The 18,596-nt window shown below is 56.3% G+C and carries 17 protein-coding genes and 1 pseudogene; 9 read left to right on the forward strand and 9 right to left on the reverse strand.

Annotated elements, in window-relative coordinates:
* The first annotated feature begins 7 nt into the window (after positions 1–7).
* On the forward strand, positions 8–922 hold the full coding sequence (locus IM300_RS12960) for a bestrophin family protein (RefSeq protein WP_193036817.1): 915 nt from the start codon (positions 8–10) through the stop codon (positions 920–922).
* On the opposite strand, the gene IM300_RS12965 is transcribed toward IM300_RS12960, so the two are convergent.
* Positions 910–1,458 (reverse strand): GNAT family N-acetyltransferase, encoded by a 549-nt coding sequence (locus tag IM300_RS12965; protein ID WP_193036819.1) that lies wholly within the window; start codon positions 1,456–1,458, stop codon positions 910–912. The two genes, IM300_RS12960 and IM300_RS12965, sit on opposite strands and share 13 nt — an antisense overlap.
* Before the next feature lie 649 nt (positions 1,459–2,107).
* Between IM300_RS12965 and IM300_RS12970 the strand changes: the two genes are divergently transcribed.
* The 4 genes from IM300_RS12970 (at position 2,108) to IM300_RS12985 (ending at position 6,506) form a co-directional block, all read left to right on the forward strand.
* The gene (locus IM300_RS12970) at positions 2,108–3,103 is read left to right on the forward strand and encodes an alpha/beta fold hydrolase (protein WP_193036820.1); all 996 of its coding nucleotides are present in this window, start codon (positions 2,108–2,110) and stop codon (positions 3,101–3,103) included.
* Positions 3,104–3,147: 44 nt separating this feature from the next.
* Positions 3,148–3,888: a response regulator gene (locus IM300_RS12975; RefSeq protein WP_193036821.1), complete on the forward strand. Its 741-nt coding sequence runs from the start codon at positions 3,148–3,150 to the stop codon at positions 3,886–3,888.
* Complete coding sequence (locus tag IM300_RS12980; RefSeq protein WP_193036822.1) at positions 3,885–5,180, forward strand: ATP-binding protein; 1,296 nt, start codon at positions 3,885–3,887, stop codon at positions 5,178–5,180. Before IM300_RS12975 ends, IM300_RS12980 begins: the two co-directional genes overlap by 4 nt.
* Before the next feature lie 135 nt (positions 5,181–5,315).
* Positions 5,316–6,506 (forward strand): cytochrome c biogenesis protein/redoxin, encoded by a 1,191-nt coding sequence (locus IM300_RS12985; RefSeq protein WP_193036823.1) that lies wholly within the window; start codon positions 5,316–5,318, stop codon positions 6,504–6,506.
* Between the two features lie 6 nt (positions 6,507–6,512).
* Here the strand turns inward: IM300_RS12985 and tam are convergent, their stop codons facing one another.
* A complete protein-coding gene (tam, locus tag IM300_RS12990; RefSeq protein ID WP_193036824.1) occupies positions 6,513–7,271 on the reverse strand; it encodes a trans-aconitate 2-methyltransferase in 759 nt (252 codons plus the stop codon).
* 251 nt (positions 7,272–7,522) lie between these two features.
* Between tam and IM300_RS12995 the strand changes: the two genes are divergently transcribed.
* Together IM300_RS12995 and IM300_RS13000 are read left to right on the forward strand one after the other, a co-directional pair.
* Positions 7,523–8,815, forward strand: coding sequence for a glycoside hydrolase family 28 protein (locus IM300_RS12995; protein ID WP_193036825.1), 1,293 nt, complete (start codon positions 7,523–7,525; stop codon positions 8,813–8,815).
* 91 nt (positions 8,816–8,906) lie between these two features.
* Positions 8,907–9,569 (forward strand): epoxyqueuosine reductase QueH, encoded by a 663-nt coding sequence (locus tag IM300_RS13000; RefSeq protein WP_369750619.1) that lies wholly within the window; start codon positions 8,907–8,909, stop codon positions 9,567–9,569.
* Positions 9,570–9,768: 199 nt separating this feature from the next.
* On the opposite strand, the gene IM300_RS13005 is transcribed toward IM300_RS13000, so the two are convergent.
* The 3 genes and pseudogenes from IM300_RS13005 to IM300_RS13015 form a co-directional block, all read right to left on the reverse strand.
* Positions 9,769–10,254, reverse strand: coding sequence for a GNAT family N-acetyltransferase (locus tag IM300_RS13005; protein WP_193036826.1), 486 nt, complete (start codon positions 10,252–10,254; stop codon positions 9,769–9,771).
* Positions 10,242–10,530: pseudogene (locus IM300_RS13010) on the reverse strand (DUF1778 domain-containing protein). The gene IM300_RS13005 and the pseudogene IM300_RS13010 overlap by 13 nt, the downstream one beginning before the upstream one ends.
* Positions 10,531–10,595: 65 nt before the next feature.
* Positions 10,596–11,510 carry a LysR family transcriptional regulator gene (locus IM300_RS13015; protein ID WP_193036827.1) on the reverse strand — a complete coding sequence of 305 codons (915 nt, stop codon included), beginning with the start codon at positions 11,508–11,510 and terminating at the stop codon, positions 10,596–10,598.
* 128 nt (positions 11,511–11,638) lie between these two features.
* On the opposite strand from IM300_RS13015, the gene IM300_RS13020 reads away from it, so the two are divergent.
* Positions 11,639–13,018, forward strand: a complete 1,380-nt coding sequence (locus IM300_RS13020) for a DHA2 family efflux MFS transporter permease subunit (protein WP_193036891.1) — start codon at positions 11,639–11,641, stop codon at positions 13,016–13,018.
* 12 nt (positions 13,019–13,030) lie between these two features.
* Here the strand turns inward: IM300_RS13020 and IM300_RS13025 are convergent, their stop codons facing one another.
* Genes IM300_RS13025 through IM300_RS13035 form a run of 3 tightly spaced genes read right to left on the reverse strand, consistent with a single transcriptional unit; the run spans position 13,031 to position 15,741 of the window.
* Positions 13,031–14,026, reverse strand: coding sequence for a DUF2891 domain-containing protein (locus IM300_RS13025; RefSeq protein WP_193036828.1), 996 nt, complete (start codon positions 14,024–14,026; stop codon positions 13,031–13,033).
* Positions 14,027–14,035: 9 nt separating this feature from the next.
* Entirely contained in the window at positions 14,036–15,022 is a 987-nt protein-coding gene (locus IM300_RS13030; protein ID WP_063866697.1) for a DUF979 domain-containing protein, read from the reverse strand.
* Positions 15,019–15,741 carry a DUF969 domain-containing protein gene (locus IM300_RS13035; protein ID WP_063451294.1) on the reverse strand — a complete coding sequence of 241 codons (723 nt, stop codon included), beginning with the start codon at positions 15,739–15,741 and terminating at the stop codon, positions 15,019–15,021. The genes IM300_RS13030 and IM300_RS13035 overlap by 4 nt, the downstream gene beginning before the upstream one ends.
* Positions 15,742–15,965: 224 nt before the next feature.
* Here IM300_RS13035 and IM300_RS13040 point away from each other — a divergent pair, with 224 nt between their 5' ends.
* Complete coding sequence (locus IM300_RS13040; protein WP_193036829.1) at positions 15,966–16,514, forward strand: winged helix DNA-binding protein; 549 nt, start codon at positions 15,966–15,968, stop codon at positions 16,512–16,514.
* On the opposite strand, the gene glgX is transcribed toward IM300_RS13040, so the two are convergent.
* Positions 16,511–18,586 (reverse strand): glycogen debranching protein GlgX, encoded by a 2,076-nt coding sequence (gene glgX, locus IM300_RS13045; protein ID WP_193036831.1) that lies wholly within the window; start codon positions 18,584–18,586, stop codon positions 16,511–16,513. The two genes, IM300_RS13040 and glgX, sit on opposite strands and share 4 nt — an antisense overlap.
* Positions 18,587–18,596 lie beyond the last annotated feature (10 nt).

Raw genomic sequence — 18,596 nt, forward strand, 5'->3', positions numbered from 1 at the left:
GCTGATTATGATTGTTCGTCCTCAACAGCACTGGCTGCAACTGATTTTTGTCTGGCATGGTTCGGTACTACCCAAAATTTATACCCGACTGCTGCTTAACTTCCTGCTTTCCATCGCCGTGATTGTCATGCTGCCGTGGTATACCTCGCTGGGCATCCGGTTTACCGTCGCGCCATTCAGCATTCTGGGCGTGGCTATCGCTATCTTCCTTGGCTTTCGGAACAACGCCTGCTATTCGCGCTACGTTGAGGCTCGTCTGCTTTGGGGGCAGTTGATGATAGCGGCGCGCTCGCTGTTTCGCGAGGTAAAAAACACCTTACCGGATGATAAACATCTCGGAGAGTTTGTCCGGCTGCAAATCGCCTTTGCTAACTGTCTGCGCATGACTCTGCGCAAAGAAATCAATGCCGAGCGGCTTTCTCGCTATCTGTCTCAGGACGATTTACGTAAGGTAATGGACGCCAACTCCCCGGCGAACCGTATCCTGCTGATTATGGGGGAGTGGCTGGCCGTACGTCGGCGTAGCGGGCATCTCTCAGACATCCTGTTTCACAGCCTGAACAACCGCCTGAACGATATGTCCATCGTGCTGGCCGGCTGCGAGCGTATCGCCAATACGCCCGTCCCGTTTGCCTATACGTTGATCCTGCACCGGACGGTGTATCTGTTCTGCATCATGCTGCCGTTTGCGCTGGTTGTTGATCTGCATTACATGACGCCGTTCGTCTCCGCGCTGATTTCGTACACCTTTATCTCGCTGGATACCCTGGCGGAAGAGCTGGAAGATCCGTTTGGGACAGAAGACAACGACCTGCCGCTGGACGCCATCTGCAACATGATGGAGCGCGATCTGTTACAGATGAACGATGAACAGAACATCCCTGAAAGACTGATGCCGGATAAGCATTATCAGCTGACCTGACGGGCATTCCACTCGTCGCGGGTGATTTCCCACAGTTCCGAGTCCAGCACGCCGCTGACGTAGGCTTTTTTCTCTGTCCTGAGGAGCCGCATGCCGCTGCTGTCTGAAATACGTCGGGAGCGGCTATTGGCAGCCGCTTTCGGCGCTCGTAGCACGGGTTTGTTAAGCGTATTGAACCAATAATCCGTGGCCGCGATACTCGCCTCCCGCATATATCCCTGTCCCTGAAATTCCGGCGCGAGCCAGAAGCCCCGGTTGTTGTCTTCCACGTCGTACAGGCAAATTAACCCCATCAGTTCATCAGGCGCTTCGCGACGGCGAATCGTCCAGAACCACGCTTTACCTTTGGCCATATCGGGCAGCGCAACGTTGTTGACATAGCATTCAGCACCGTCGTCCGGATAGGGCCAGGGAACGGAGGCCACCATATAGCGAACAATTTCCCAGCGTGGATAACGCTGCTGGATCTGAACGGCATCGGCGGCAACGAGGGGTTTAAGCAATAGGCGTGCTGTCGTCAGCGTGGGTATCGTCATCCGGTGATCTCCATATTTGAGCGTTATACTTTTGTTTGGGTTCTGGTATTTTTATCTTAATGATATTCTGAACGGGTGTAGTGCAATTTTTTGATTCTAAGGTAGTAGTGCAATCGCACCATTGATGTTTAATGATGGCTCGAAGTGGTCATGTTTTCATAAAGTTAAACTAATAACGAGCATACGGGTTTAATATGAAGCAATTCTTTAATTTCCTCATTTACCTACTTTTTTTCATTATCGCCTTTACCCTTTTGAAATACGCTGATGTTCTTGAGTTTGCCGAAGCATCACGACCGGGGGTTGTATCAAGGTTTCTTATTGCGTTGATTGTATTAATAGCGGTAACCCGATGGGGCGTTAACTTGGTGTACCGATTGAAAAATAAATGAAATACATTGTTCGATATCCAAACTTACCCCTATGTGGAAGATCTGTTTGTTAATGCTGCCGAACGTGGCGCAGGGGCAGGTAAAGCGCTCGACGATTACGTCCGTTACCGAATCACCCTTTAACCGGATTTGTATCACACTGTATCTGCGCCTGAGAGACATACACGGGTATGCAATAATACCGCCTCCGCACACATCCCCTATACAAACTCATGGTGTTATATCTCCGTCAACTGAACTCACCCGGAGATAACATCATGCTTAACAAACTCGCCTATTCAGCAGTCGCATTGACCGTTTCGCTTGGCACCGTAATGTCCTGTCAGGCAGAAGCGATGGGTAAGGATTACTCGTCGGCTTTTAACCAGGTAAAACAAATTAACGCCGGCGATCTGAACGTCGGTTATGTCGATATCGGGCCGAAAGACGGGCAACCGGTGATCCTGCTGCATGGCTGGCCGTACGATATTCACAGCTACGCGGAAGTTGCCCCCGCGCTGGCCGCGAAGGGGTATCGTGTCATTGTGCCGTCCCTGCGGGGTTATGGCACCACGCGATTTATCTCTGATAAAACACCGCGTAACGGCCAGCCTTCGGCAATGGCGAAAGACATCGTCAACCTGATGGACGCCCTGAATATCAAACAGGCGGTGTTTGCCGGTTATGACTGGGGTGCACGTACGGCGGATATCGTTGCGGCGCTTTGGCCGGAGCGCGTGAAATCGCTGGTCTCGGTGAGCGGCTACCTGATTAGCAGCCAGGCGATTGGTCAACAACCTTTACCGCCGAAAGCGGAGGTACAGTGGTGGTATCAGTTCTACTTCGCCACGCCGCGCGGTGCTGAAGGCTATGCTAAATATACGCACGATTTTGCCCGCCTGATCTGGTCCCAGGCTTCGCCTGACTGGACATTCAGCGATGCCACCTTCAATACCAGCGCCAAATCCCTCGATAATCCGGACCACGTTGCCGTCACGCTCAGTAATTACCGCTGGCGTCTGGGGCTGGAGAAGGGGGAGAAGAAATATGACGCCTATGAACAAAAGCTCGCCGCGTTGCCGAATATTACGGTGCCGACCATCACCATCGAGGGCGGTAACAACGGAGCTCCACATCCGGCACCTGCGGCCTATGCCGGAAAATTTACCGGGAAATATGAGCACCGCACTTTTGGCGCGACGGTTGGCCACAACCCGCCGCAGGAAGATCCGCAGGACTTTGTTAAAGCGGTTGTCGACGCGGATAAGCTCTGACATGTGCTATTTTCAATCCGTTACCTCTTAATCAGGAGCCTGCGGTGGAGCATATTGATCGCATCCTTGTCGTCGATGACGACAGGGATATTCGTGAACTGATTGTCGATTACCTGGTGAAATCCGGTTATCACGCCTCTGGCGCGGCGAACGGGAAAGAGATGCGCGTGATGCTCGACAAACAGCATATCGACCTGGTGGTGCTGGACGTGATGATGCCCGGCGATGACGGTCTGACGCTGTGCCGACAGCTGCGCAGCAGCAGGCATAAGGATCTGCCGATCCTTATGCTTACCGCGCGCAACGAGGACACGGATCGGATCCTGGGGCTGGAGATGGGCGCAGACGATTACGTGGTAAAACCGTTTGTGGCCCGCGAACTGCTGGCGCGTATCAAAGCCATCCTGCGGCGGTTTCGCACCATGCCGCCAAATCTTCAGGTGACCGAGGCAGGGCGCCTGGTGGTGTTCGGCGAATGGCAGCTGGATACCGTAGCGCGTCATCTGATCGATAATGAGGGAATGATCGTGGCGCTCAGCGGGGCGGAATACCGGCTCCTGCGCGTGTTCCTCGATCATCCTCAGCGGGTGTTAAGCCGTGACCAACTGCTGAACCTGACGCAGGGACGCGATGCCGAACTGTTTGAGCGTTCGATTGACCTTCTGGTGAGCCGCGTGCGGCAGCGCCTGAATGAGGATGCCCGCACGCCGGCCTACATAAAAACCGTACGCAGTGAAGGCTACGTGTTTACCATGCCGGTGACCATCGTTGAGGCCAATGAATGACGCTGTGGCCCAAAACATTACTGGCCCGGCTGTTGATCATTGTGCTACTTGGGCTATTGCTGGCTAACGCACTCAGCCTGACGCTGGTCATGGTGGAGCGTATGCACAGCGCGCGCACGGTTATGCTGGGCAATCTTGAGAATGACGTTGCCACCAGCGTGGCCATTCTCGACCGGCTTCCCGCGAAAGAGCGCCCGCAGTGGCTGGAACGGCTCAGCCGGGGGAATTATCGTTACATCCTTGGCCCCGGTGAGGCAGGCGCCGCGCCAGTGGATAAACGCTCGCGGGATGCGGTTCGTACCCTGAAAGAGACGCTTTCTGCCCAATATCCGCTCCAGTTCACGGCGGTTCCGGGGCCGATCTCCCATATTCAGGCCCATCTGACGCTCCGCGACGGTGCACCGCTCACCATCGATCTGATCCCGCGTATGCCGCCCGTCGCCAGCTGGTTACCCGTGGTGCTGGTTCTTCAGCTGTTACTTGTCGCGCTTTGTTCCTGGATTGCCGTGCGCCAGGTTGTCCGGCCGTTCCTGCAATTCACGCGTGCGGTTGATTCGCTCGATCCTGCGGCCCATTCACCCATGACTGAAAAAGGACCGATTGAGGTGCGTCAGGCGGCGCATGCGTTTAATGCGATGCAGTCGAGGATACAGACGTATCTGCGTGAACGCGCGCAAATTCTGGCATCCATTTCTCACGATCTCCAGACGCCCATCACGCGCATGAAGCTGCGGGTCGAAATGGCGGATCGGCCCGAGTTGCGCGATAAGTTGATGAGTGACCTCGATAATATGTCGCGCCTGGTACGGGAGGGTATTGCCTATGCCCGTTCATCAGAATACCTTGAAGAGCCCACCCTGAAACTGGAACTGAATGCGTGGATTAACAGCATCGCCAGTGATTATCAGGACATCGGTAAAAACGTGCAGTTTCATGCACCCGCTACGCGTCTGCCGATCGTTACCCGCCCACAGGCGTTGCGTCGGGTGATGACCAATCTGCTGGATAATGCGCTGAAGTTTGGCGATAGCGCGGTAATAGACATTGATGCAGATGAAAATCAGGTAGAAATCCGCATTCTGGATAACGGTCCTGGCATTCCTGAGGCTGAACTGGAGGCCGTGTTACAGCCGTTTTATCGGGTTGAAACGTCGCGCAACCGCGACACGGGCGGCACCGGATTAGGCCTCGCGATTGCCGCGCAACTCACCGCCCAGCTTGACGGGAAACTGCATCTTGCAAACCGTAACGAGGGCGGGCTGGCCGTCAGCGTGACCCTTCCGCGCGGTTAATTGTACTCCCGTGTATCTGCACGCCGCGCCGATACACGGGCAGACGAAATGCTGCTTTTAGCACATAGCCTGAACACATTCTTACGGTGAAATGACCTCACTGCACCTTCGCAGCAACGGTATTGTGAGGTCCTTATGTTTCTGATAATTGCTTTTTTGGGCGGCATGATTAGTCTGCTCAGCCCGTGTACGCTTCCCGTCATTCCTCTGCTGTTCGCCGGTTTCCAGGGGCAGCGCAAACACATTCTGGCGCTACTCGGGGGGATGATTGTGATGTTTACGTCGGTGGCGATGGTGGTCACGGTTGCCAGCGAGTGGATCGCCGACGCTACCGTTATCGCCCGCTGGATTGCGCTTCTGGTGCTGGGCATCGCCGCACTGGCCCTCATTTTCCCCCAGTTCGCACAACGGATTGCCAGCCCGGCGGTCAGCGTCGGGAACGTGCTGAACACCCGCAGCGCACAGACGCGCGGCATGTTGTCGGCATTTCTGGCAGGGCTGTCCGTAGGACTCCTGTGGTCTCCCTGTGCCGGACCGATTCTCGGGGCAATATTCAGCATCAATATTGCGGGTCACTCGGCCATTGCAACCGGCGCGTTGTTAGCCGCTTACGGCGGAGGATGCGCGCTGATGCTGGGGCTGCTTGTCATCGGAGGGCGTAAGCTGATCACCCCTCTGAGGGCAAAATCCGCGTTGATGGCGCGTCTGCGTCAGGGCGCAGGGGTAATTATGTTAACCGCCGTGGCCTTTAACGCCTCCGGAATGAATTCGTCGCTGAAAGGAGCCAACGGCATTGCCGACCGTCTGGAAAACGCCCTGTTAAGGCTTGCGCAACCAGCCGCCACGCAGGTGAAACTGCAACCTGTGGCTGACGCGGTGCCGAGCAGCCAGCTGCCGTCGCTGGACGGCGGCACGGGCTGGATAAACGGTGACCCTGTCACGTCAACATCCCTGCGGGGGAAAGTGGTGCTTATCGATTTCTGGACGTGGGACTGCATTAACTGCCAGCACACGCTCCCGCACGTACGTGACTGGGCGAAGAAATACCAGTCTGAAGGCCTCGTGGTGATTGGCGTCCACACCCCGGAATATCCATGGGAAAAGCCGTTATCATCGGTGAAAAACGCGGTCAACAAATGGCAGCTGCCGTACCGCGTCGTGACGGATAATAACTATAAAATCTGGAGCGCGTTCGGAAACCAGTACTGGCCGGCGCATTACTATTTCGATGCGAAAGGGCAACTGCGTTACACCTCGTTCGGCGAAGGTCACTACGACAAGCAGGAGGCCATTATACAACAGCTGCTCAAGGAAGCGCGTTCCTGATCCGGCTCAGGGTGCCCGCTGAGCAACCATAAACAGGCGTGGAAAGGCCAGCAGTATCTGCCCGTTCTCCTGGAGCGGATACTGCTCTACCAGCCGTTCATGATAGCGTTTCAGAAAGTTTTTCTGCTCGCTCTCGTTGAGATCCTGCAACCACGGCCTTAACCCCGTTGCGCTGACCCAGTCAATGATCGCCTGATGAGAGCTCATCTGATGGAAGTAGGTGGTGCGCCAGATATCCACGTCGCATCCCGCTTCCGTCAAAATATCGTAGTAGGCATGGATGCCCGGCAACGGCTCGCGGCCACGATCGGGGTAGCCCTGTTCCCCGGCGACTTCACGCATCAGGGCGTGCGTCGGCTCAAGCCAGTTGTCGGGCATTTGCATCGCCAGCACGCCGTTTAGCTGAAGCAGTGAAACCAGATGTGGCAGAAGGTGGTAATGGTCCGGGATCCATTGCAGGGAGGCGTTGGCGTAGATCAGGCTAAGAGGCTGTTCAGGTTTGTAGTGACGAATATCCGCTTCAATAAACTGACAGTCTGGCAGAGCCTGTCGGGCTTCGTCCAGCATGGCCGGGGAGTTATCCACGCCGGCGATCTGTGCTGTAGGCCAACGCTGTTTCAGCAGCGCCGTGCTGTTACCCGGCCCGCAGCCCAGATCCACGGCAAACGTTACGTCTGAAAGCGGCACCCGGGCGAGTAACTCAGCGGCGGGACGCGTGCGCTCTGCGCTGTACTGAAGATAAAGAGAGGGATCCCAGTCGGCCATTTTTGCATCTCCATGTTGAGGTGTTCAGCAAGAATAGCACAGGCAGAAACCTGCGCCGTGGCAGGTATCTGGATAACCGTGAGATTATAAAATGCCTTTCAGGGCTACGTGATAGAAAAGGGCATTGCGGTGATCGCAAGCCAGTAAATATCCGCTTTTTTGCCAGCCTGACTGCGGGGCTGTCAAACAGACAAAGGTTATGCGTCACGCTGATTCTTAGACTAACGCTTTCATTCTTTTAAGGACAACCTATGAAAGCGCTCTCAATTCTGGCCTTCGGCGCGGACCCAACCGCGCAACGCCTGTCAACTTCCGCCATTCAGCAAGCCATCAATACCGCGCAACGCAACGACGTCATCGTTATCCCGCAAGGCCATTTTCTGACCGGAGCACTGTTCCTGAAAAGTGGAGTATCGCTTCGTCTGGACGCCGGCGCTCGGCTTATGGGAAGCCAGGATTTAGCAGATTACCCGCTGATTGATACCCGGGTAGCCGGCATTGAAATGCGCTGGCCGGCAGGCATCATTAATATTATCAACTGTGAAAATGTCAGCATTACCGGTACGGGCACGATAGACGGGCAGGGTGCAGTCTGGTGGCAACGCTTCTGGGGCGAGGACGAGCACAGCGGAATGGTTGGTGACTACAGCGCCAGAGGGTTGCGCTGGGTGGTTGATTACGACTGTCAGCGCCCGCGCAATGTTCTGGTTTATGAAAGCCAGACCATTTTGCTGCGTAACTTCACCAGTCGGGAATCCGGATTCTGGAACATGCACCTCTGTTATTCGCGCCATATCGCGGTTGAGGGCGTGCAGATTAGCAATTCTGCGGGGCCGAGCACCGACGGAATTGACATCGACTCCTGTGAACAGGTGCGGGTTGAACGCTGCATCGTTTCCTGCAATGACGACAATATCTGCATCAAATCAGGACGGGGTCGCGAAGCGGCGCAAAAAGCACGTCCCGCGCGGGATATAGTCATTCGCGGCTGTACGCTGAATAAGGGGTCCGGGATCACCCTTGGGAGCGAAACCTCAGGCGGCATTGAACGCGTCATGATCGAAGATAATGCGTTTAACGGTACGGGCGTTGGATTTCGCATTAAGTCTGCCCGCAACCGAGGCGGGTTCATTCGGGATATTACCGTACAGAATTTGCGACTTACGGACGTACGCTTTCCTGTTCTGATCCAGCTGAACTGGTTTCCGCAGTACAGCTATGGCGATCAGGACAATTTATCGGAAAAACCAGAACACTGGCGCAAGCTGGCTGAGGGCGTCGAGGGAGAAGCCGGGCTTACTGCGGTCAGCCGCCTGACGCTTAAAAACATTGTGGCCCGGCGATCCGCCAATACCATTTTTTCACGCGCGTTTTTCATTGAAGGGTATCCGGAGCGTCCGGTATCCGGGCTCGTGCTGGAAGATATTGCGATTGATGCCACCGAGTTCGGGAAGATTTCGGGCGTTGACGGGCTGCACTTTAATGATGTCCATGTCACGGCAAGGGAGGCCACGCGGGACAGCAATGATGTTTATGAGCGTTGAGAGCACAACACTCATCGCATTTTTTAAAGCAATCTTTTCAATGCTACACTGTCCGCAACCATAAATTTCCTGAATCAAATGACTGATGGCTATGACTAATTTTGAACGTCCGAAACTACAGCTTCCAAACGGCGCAGATAAACTGTTGTTGCACTCGTGTTGCGCCCCTTGTTCCGGTGAGGTCATGGAGGCCATTCAGGCGTCGGGCATTGATTACACCATCTTCTTTTACAATCCGAACATTCATCCGCAGAAAGAGTATCTCATCCGCAAGGAGGAGAATATTCGTTTCGCTGAGAAACATGGCGTGCCATTTGTCGATGCAGATTACGATACCGATAACTGGTTTGAGCGCGCCAAAGGTATGGAATGGGAGCCTGAGCGCGGCGTTCGGTGCACCATGTGCTTTGATATGCGCTTTGAGCGCACAGCGCTGTATGCCGCTGAAAATGGCTTCAGCGTGATCAGCAGCTCGCTCGGAATTTCCCGCTGGAAAAATATGCAGCAGATTAACGACTGCGGACAGCGCGCCGCCGCGCATTATCCGGGAATGGTGTACTGGGATTACAACTGGCGTAAGCAGGGAGGATCATCGCGCATGATTGAGATCAGCAAGCGCGAACAATTTTATCAGCAGGAGTACTGTGGCTGCGTTTATTCACTGCGTGATACTAACATGCACCGTAAATCACAAGGCAGGCCGCTGATTAAACTCGGTAAACTTTACTATGGTAAGGAAGATGAAGGTCAATAGTACGAGAGACGCCTGGAACCGCACCAGATTTTGCGCCGTGGTGTAACTTTCGCGGATTGGGGAGGATTGGCCTGAGACGGACGCTAGAATTTAGCTCCTTTAATCTTAGTGCGTATAATGTATATTATGTTAAATGCGAAATCCTAATGCTTATCCCCAATCCTATGAGCTCCTCACATTCACCCCTTCCCCTTTATCTCTACTGAGGAAGTCTCAGAAACAATGTCCGTTCCTGAGTCTGCGATGCCCTGAAACCATGGTGAATATAAAAAGCCTTGGCTTCCTCAGTCAGTGCGTGAACCATGATCGCCCGCACGCCGATATTTTCTGCCACCCGATAACAGCGTAAAACCGCATCATGGAGCAAATCGGCTCCCAACCCCTTTCCACGCAATGAGACATCGACTGCCAGACGGGCAAGTACAATCACGGGAATGGGATCCGGCATGTTACGCCGTAGATTACCGGTCGCTTCCGTATGGTTAACGCTGCCGGTAGCCAGTGAGTAAAAACCCGCTACCTGCTTCGTGCCCGTTTTACAAACAACGAACGTTCGGGCTGCGCCGAGCGCCTGGTTTTTCAGACCTCTTTGTTTTAGCCATTCATCAAGCACGGCTTCCCCACTGAAGAACTCCGCCAGTTGATGGACGCTGGTTAAAGGCTCTGGTGCGGTTACACGTCCCACTGGGGTTTCCTTGCCAGCAGTTTTTCTAAGGCAGGATCGTCCGCCACCGGCGCATCGAGCATATCAATGAACTCGGCATACTGTTCATCGTTAAAATTGAATACACGCCGATCGAGGATCACATTCTCGGCCGCCTGGCAGGCCATCTCCAGAATGAAGTCCGTACGTGATTTATGGAGGATCTCTGCGGCGGCATCGATAAGCGCCCGCTGAGATTCTTTGGCTCTAAGATTGAGCTGAACATCTGATTTCATGGGAACACCTCTTGTATAGCATTTGCTTTACAAGCATAGCACAAGCATTGTGTATAGCAATCTCTATACAAAATCATACGGAAACCGTTAACGATAAGACCTGCTCTCACCACATATCCCCAGAATTGTCTCTCTCAGCCAGCGATGGCCAGGGTCGCGCTCCATTCGCGGGTGCCACATCTGCGACACCGTTATACGCCGGCTTTTGAACGGCAGTTCGAAAACGTGTACCTGGTCTGTTACCTGCTGATTAAGTAAATAGAGCGCGGGTATCATGGCGATAAGATCCGATTCCAGCGCCACGGACAGAGCCGTCGGAAATCCCGGTACGACGCTTGCGATTTTACGCTTCATCCCTATCCCGGCCAGCGCATCGTCCACGGATCCTTGCAATGCACCCTCGGGTGACGCCACCACATGGCCCCACGAGACATAGTCGTCCACGCGTATGTCTGCCAGGGCAGCCAGCGGGTGTCCTTTACGCACAACGCCCACAAACCGATCCTCAAACAGCCGTTGCAAACGGATTTCAGGCCCCATATTGCTCTGAACGCCAATCTCCAGATCGACCAGCCCTTCCCGTAGATAGCGCGACGTTTTTTCCGGCTTGGGCGCAAAGCGTATACAGACGCCCGGCGCGGCGTTGGCCACAGCCGCTATAAGCGCAGGCCCAAACGCCACCACAAAACCGTCGTTTGCCCGGATGGTGAAAAGGCGCTCCAGAGTTTCCACGTTGAACGTTTCGGTTGAGGGCTGCAATACCGCCTTCGCCTCGTGCACCGCGTGCCGGGCGCGATCCCGCGTTGCTTCGGCCCACGGGGTCAGGACCATGTTTCGTCCGGCGCGAACCAGAATCGGATCGCCTGTGACGTCGCGTAACCTGCTCAGCGTGCGGCTCATGGCCGAGGTGCTGAGGTTCAAACGACGTGCCGCGCCTGCCACGCTCGCTTCGCTCAGCAAGATGTCGAGCGCTATCAGCAAATTAAAATCCGGATCGGACATTTCCCCCTCCTCCCTGCAAATTCGGATAAGGCGTTTCATGCAACGATAAAGTGCAAATGGTGCGCCTTCCGCCCGGTAAAAGCCATCTTTATAGTTTTGTCATCCATAATCTTTCAGAGGACAACATGATGACGCTCTTTTCCAGTCAACCTGGCGACGAAGGACTGCCTGGCCCGGTGCGCGCACGGGTGATGGCCGCAGTCATGACCACCACGTTAATGGGCGTGTTTGATGGCACCATGATCAATATTGCCCTGCCGTCTATGGCTCAGGAGATGCAGGTATCTGCCAGTTTTGCCGTCTGGTTCGCCAACGGATATTTACTGACGGCTGCGATGTCGCTGGCGATATTTGCGGCGCTTGCGGCCCGCCTGGGTTACCGCCCCGTATTTCTCGCAGGCCTGACGACCTTCACCCTGACGTCACTGGGCTGCGCGCTGGTGAATACCCCGGAAGCGCTCGTCGGCATGCGTGTGCTTCAGGGGATCGGTGGCGCAGCGACGCTGAGTATTGCCCCCGCGATATTGCGGTCCGTGTTTCCCGGACGATTGCTGGGCCGCGTTCTTGGGCTGCACGCCCTGCTCATCGCCTTCAGCTTCGCTATCGGGCCGGTATTGGGCGGTACAATTCTTCATATGCTGAGCTGGCAATGGCTGTTTGCGATAAACGTTATTCCGGGCGCTCTCGCCTTGTATCTGGCAGTCAGAGCGCTGCCGCGTGACGCGGTTCGAAATCAGGCGCCCTTCGATACACCGGGGGCAATATTGTCGGCGCTGCTGTTGGGCTCAACGATCGTGGCGGCGAACAGTTTCCAGAATGCAGAACATCACATCACCAGCCTCTGCTGGTCGGCGCTCGCCGCGCTAAGCGGCATCGCCTTTGTCTGGCAGATCCGCCGCTCGGCTAACCCATTATTGCCGCCTGCCATCTTCAAAAATGAACGTTTCACCCTCGCGGCCCTTACGTCGATGATGGCGTTCGTCAGCCAGGGGATCGCCTTCATTGCCCTGCCGTTCCTGCTTCAAAGCGTCTATGGCTTTAGCCCGCTCGTCTCTGCCCTGCTGTTTACGCCGTGGCCGTTGGGGATCGTGCTGATTGCACCGCATGCAGGTCGGTGGGCGGACACGATTTCGGCTCCGCCGATCTCCACTCTCGGGCTGATGATTTTCGCTGTGGGGTTGGGGCTACTGGCGACGCTGCCTGCCAGCCCAGCCATGTGGGACATCTGCCTGCGGTGCCTGGTGTGCGGTATGGGGTTTGGCTGCTTCCAGAGCCCCAATAACCGGGAGATGCTCTCAAACGTTACGCGTGACCATGCGAGCTTTGCTTCAGGCGTTTTGTCCATCATGCGGACGTTCGGACAGTGTCTCGGTACAGCGGTTGTAGGAGTTATGCTGACAGCAGATGGAAGACCCGTTCATGCTGCGCTGTGGATCGCCACGGCAGCCTCAGCGGTATCCGTATTGGTTAGCGTAAGCCGGCTACGGTCGCTGAGGCTGATAAAATGAGGCCAGGCTGGGCTACTCCAGCGCCAGCAGCGCAAAGCTCGCCAGCCAGTGTCCGCCGCTGTAGTGACTGCCGACGACATGCTCCACGCTTGCCGAAAGATGGCGTGCAACGGCATCACGTAATGCCTGCCGGGCGCGATGATTCTCCGGCAAGGCACGGGCAATGTGCTTCATGCACCACGCGCGGCTGAGGTTGAGCCCGTCCAGGTGCGCAATTTTCGGATCGGTGCGGTCGCTCACCTCTGCCGGATACATCAGCGCTGAAACGGACGCGATTTCGGGCAGAAACGCATCGAACCAGGCCGGGAAATCCTCCGCCACCTTGCTCATCAGCAGGGCCTCGGTCAGTGCCCCAGAGATATACTCGTCGCCGCCCGGCTCATAATGTGCCGGATAATGCGTATCCGCGAGATAAAACCGCGTCGATGCGTCCAGGATGGCGTGCTCAAGCGTGTCGTCGTTTACCGCGCGGGCATAGTCCAGCCCCAGCGCGAGGGCAAACGCCGTGTTGTAGTGCGTCCCGACGCGGATCGGATAGGTAAGCTTGCTGAGGTAATCCACCAGCCGCTGGCGAATGTCCAGGGTTAACGGTTGCAGCGTCTGGTACCAGCGCTCCGCCTGCGGCAACGTCGATTGTTGCAGCTCCTGCGCCAGCGCCAGCAGCCAGCCGTAGCCATAGGGCCGTTCAAACGACGCGCGGAACGGCGCGGTAAAATAGGCCAGCTCCTTCGCCACCTTCTCTTCGGTCAGGTGTTCGTCGAACAGGGCGATAATCTCCTCCCGACACGGCAGTTCGGGATAGAGACGCAGGCAGCGCAGCAGTAACCAGTAGCCATGTACAGCCGAATGCCAGTCGAAGCAGCCGTAAAATATCGGATGCAGCTCGCGAGGCGGCAATACGTCACCGTCGTCGTAGAGCAGGTGCATAATGTGGTTCGGGTATTCCTGACGTAAATAGGTCAACGGCATTCTGGCGAAGGCGTCAGCCTGATGTTGCGTTAATTCCATAGCGGCTCCTTAGCGAAACACGAGGAAATACATTAAGAACACGTTCACCACCAGCAGGGTTAACGCGGTCGGGATCTGGATCTTGATGACCTGATATTTGTCTTTTAGCTCCAGCAGCGCGGCAGGCACAATGTTGAAGTTAGCGGCCATAGGCGTCATCAGCGTGCCGCAGTAGCCCGCGTACATGCCGATAGCCAGCAGCGGTGCCGGGTTGCCGTGATGAACGTTAATCAGGAACGGCAAGGCAATACCGGCGCTCAGCACCGGGAACGCCGCAAAAGCGTTACCCATGATCATGGTAAACAGCGCCATCCCCACGCAGTAAATCACCACCAGCATGAAGCGGCTGTCCGGGTTCACAAACAGGCTGACCACCTTCTGCACCGATTCACCGGTATTGGCCACCACAAACACCCCACCCAGCATGGCGAGCATCTGCGGCAGGATCACCGCCCAGCCGATGGTGTCGACCAGCCGACGAGACTGACGAATCGCGTGCAGCGGCGTGCCTTTCGTCAGCCACCAGCCGGTGAGGATCGCCGCCACGCAGGCCACGCACAGCGCCGCCAGGGTGAGCTGTTTCTGGTCGAGCAGGTAAACGCCGCCGATCGAGACGCCCTTCAGGAACAGCGTCCCGATCACCGTCACCACCGGGATCATCAGCGCGGGTAAAAACAGCCAGTTTTTGAGCCGGTTCGACGAGGCAACGCGCTCCTCCTCGGTAGCCATTTTATAGTGCCCCTTCCCGACCAGCCCGAAACCGGCCAGCAGCGCAATCACGATCACGGCGCCGCCAATAATGCGATACGCCAGCGACCTGCCCAGCTCCTGCACCATCAGATCGCCAAACAGGAAGATCCCGCCGAAGAGGAACCAGAACAGCGCGGTCGTAAAGCGTTTCGGGTTGGCGCGATCGCGTAGGGTCATCACAACCAGCAGCATCACGACGAAGCCAATCAGGTAGTACACGCGGTTTATGGTGATGAGCGTCATCATGATGCGATCTCCTGCGTGCCCTGCTCTGCTTTCCAGGCCATCACGTCGCGACGAATGCTGGCGTCGAGGCGCAGCAGGCGCGTCATATGGATAATCAGGGCCGCAATGGCGGTCGGAATGGCCCACAGGCCGATATGCAGCGGCTCGATCCCCTCGATCCCGTTCTCCTTGAGGAAGGCGTCAATCAGCAGCACCGCGCCGAAGGCAATAAAGATATCTTCCCCAAAGAAAACCGCGATATTGTCGCAGGCGGCGGCATGGGCTTTGATTTTATCGCGAATGTGCTGCGGCAGGTCGCCGTATTCATTCAGCGCGGCCCCTTCCGCCATCGGTGCCAGCAGCGGACGCACCGTCTGCGCGTGGCCGCCCAGCGACATCAGCCCGAGCGCAGCCGTCCCTTCGCGGGCGACAAAGTAGAGCATCAGGATACGCGCCGAGGTGGCGCTGGCGATCTTCGCCACCCAGGCCTGGGCGCGCTCTTTCAGCCCGTAATACTCCAGCAGGCCAATCACCGGCAGGATCAGGATGAAGGTGGCAAGCGATCGGCTATTCACAAACTTTTCGCCGAAAGTTTCCAGCAGCATGCCGAAATCCATGCCAACCAGCAGGCCCGTCGCCAGCCCCGCCACCACGACAACCAGCAGCGGGTTGAAACGCAGTGCAAAACCAATAACCACCACCGGAATCCCGATAAGCGGCAACAGTGTAGAACTGTCCATAAACGTTACCCTATCCAAAGTGAGCGTTGCGCGCCGACGGCTATTTTTTATACTTCGCAGCAGAGCGAAGCCGGTGCATTACGGCGCGCGATGTTGTGTTTTGCGTCAGGCTCCGCAGAACCTGCACTAAAAAGCTATATCTGAACGTCAAAAACATGTAAACAATTTATCAATAAAATGTTCTTATTTTATCGACGGGTTTACATTCTGGAGAAAGGATCGGTATGACGACTAAGAAAACGAAGGCAGCGTTAAACCACGACGATATTGCGGACGGGCGTATCGTCTCCTCCCGTCATCTGGTCTCAGAGCGGTGTGCCGAATTATCGGAGCTGGAATACGCCCTGATCATGACCAGCAACGCGTTCAACAAGTGGATGGTGCGCTGCATGACCGCAGCAGGTGAACCGGATATGGGAGCCTTTGACGTTTCGCTTCTGCACCACGTGAATCACCGCAACCGCAAGAAGAAGCTGGCCGACATCTGCTTTGTGCTGAACGTGGAAGATACCCACGTGGTGACGTATGCGCTGAAAAAGCTGGTGAAGTCGGGCTACGTCACCAGCGAGAAAGCGGGGAAAGAGCTTTTTTTCTCTACGACCGAGGATGGGAAAGCGTTGTGCATGAAGTACCGTGAGGTGCGGGAAGCCTGCCTGATCAACATTCATGCGGAAAGCGGCATTCCGGGAACGTCAATTGGCGAGACCGCGCAACTGCTGCGCGCGATCTCGTCCCTGTACGATACCGCCGCACGCGCGGCGGCCTCGCTTTAAGGGCGGCGGAACAGGGTGATACTCCGCCCGGCCAGCTCATAATCGACTGATTCAGTGATGATTTCCCCCGTGGGGGCATCCTCCGCCGTCGAGAGTTCGAGCACCCATCCCCCTTCCCCAAACTGCGGGATCTGGAAAGGCACGGTGCCTTCAAACGGATTGAACAGCATCAGCACGTCGTGCCAGACGCCCTCTTCCTGCTGAAGGTCCGGACGGCTGATGGAGAGACCAAGGGTGGAGCCCTCGTCCCACTGTTCCGACTGCTGCGGGCCGCCGCCGGCGTTAAACCAGCGGATCTCCAGCCCGTCGCGCCAGTTCTCCCGGCGCAGCAGCGGTTGCTCCGCGCGCAGGGCGATCAGCCGACGGGTAAACTCGCGCAGCGCCTCGTCGTTTTCTGACAGCCCTTCCCAGTTTATCCAGGAGATCTCGCTGTCCTGACAGTATCCGTTGTTGTTGCCCTTTTGCGTCCGGCCAAACTCATCTCCCGCCAGCAGCATCGGCGTGCCGTGGGAGAAGAAAAGCGTGGTGAGGAAATTACGCTTCTGCCGCTCGCGGGTGGCGATGATATCCGGGTTTTCCGTCGGCCCTTCCTCGCCGTAGTTATACGAACGGTTATCGTTATGTCCGTCGTTATTATCTTCCCCGTTATCGGCGTTATGTTTCTCGTTGTACGACACCAGGTCGTTGAGCGTAAAGCCGTCATGCGCGGTGATAAAATTGACGCTGGCCCACGGACGACGACCGCGCAGGTCATACAGATCGCCGGACCCCAGGAGGCGGGCGGCAAAATCGTTAGAGACGTTATCCCCCTTCCAGTATTCACGTACCGTATCGCGGTATTTATCGTTCCACTCGCCCCAGCCTGGCGGGAAGCCCCCAACCTGATATCCACCCGGGCCGATATCCCACGGCTCACCAATGAGCTTCAGCTTCGACAGCACCGGATCCTGGGTCACGGCATCGAAGAAGCCGCCGCGCGGATCGAATCCCTCCGGCTCGCGTCCGAGTATGGTTCCGAGATCAAAGCGGAAGCCGTCAATCTGCATCGATTCCGCCCAGTAACGCAGGGAGTCCATGACCATCTGCAACACGCGCGGGTGCGACGTGTTAACGGTGTTCCCGGTGCCGGTGTCGTTGATGTAATACCGGTGCTGATCCGGCATGGTGCGGTAATAGCAGAAGTTATCAATCCCTTTGAACGACAGGGTTGGCCCCAGCTCGTTGCCCTCCGCCGTGTGGTTATAGACCACGTCGAGGATCACCTCGATGCCCGCATCATGATAGGCGCGCACCATGTCGCGGAAACCCTGGATACCCGCCGGACCGTAATAGCGGGACGCTGGCGCAAAGAAAGCCAGCGAGTTATAGCCCCAGAAGTTTTTAAGACCGCGATCGAGCAGGTGCTGATCGTCCGGGAACCAGTGAACCGGCAGCAGCTCCACCGAGGTGATGCCCAGGCTTTTGATGTAATCCACGGAGGCTTTGTGCCCCATCCCTTCAAACGTACCGCGCAGTTCGGGCGGAATGGCCGGATTAAGCTGGGTAAAGCCTTTCACATGGCTTTCATAGACCACGGTGTGCGGCCACGGCACGTCAGGCCGACGCGAGTCCTGCCAGTCGACGGCGTTCGGGTCGATGACCTTACATTTCGGCGTAAACGGCGCGCTGTCCCGCGTATCAAAGCTGAGATCGAGCTCGTCATGCCCCAGCTCATAGCCGAAGTGGGCATCGTTCCACGCAATGTCGCCCACCAGTTCGCGGGCATACGGATCGATGAGCAGCTTGTTGGGGTTAAAACGATGGCCGTTCTCCGGATCGTAGGGTCCGTGAACCCGATAGCCGTAGAGCGCGCCCGGCTCCAGGTCGGGCACATAGCCGTGCCACACCTCATGGGTATATTCCGGCAGCTCCAGTCGGGCGATTTCGGTTTTCCCGGAAGGGTCAAACAGACAGAGCTCTACCCGCTCCGCGTGGGCGGAAAACAGGGCGAAGTTTACCCCCTTTCCGTCATAATTTGCGCCAAGCTGCTGGCCATGGCCGGCCCGAATTTCAAACGTTGTATCCTTTGGCATTTTTGTTCTC

This window comes from Enterobacter cloacae complex sp. I2 (genome assembly GCF_014896205.1).
GTDB classification, from domain to species: domain Bacteria; phylum Pseudomonadota; class Gammaproteobacteria; order Enterobacterales; family Enterobacteriaceae; genus Enterobacter; species Enterobacter quasihormaechei.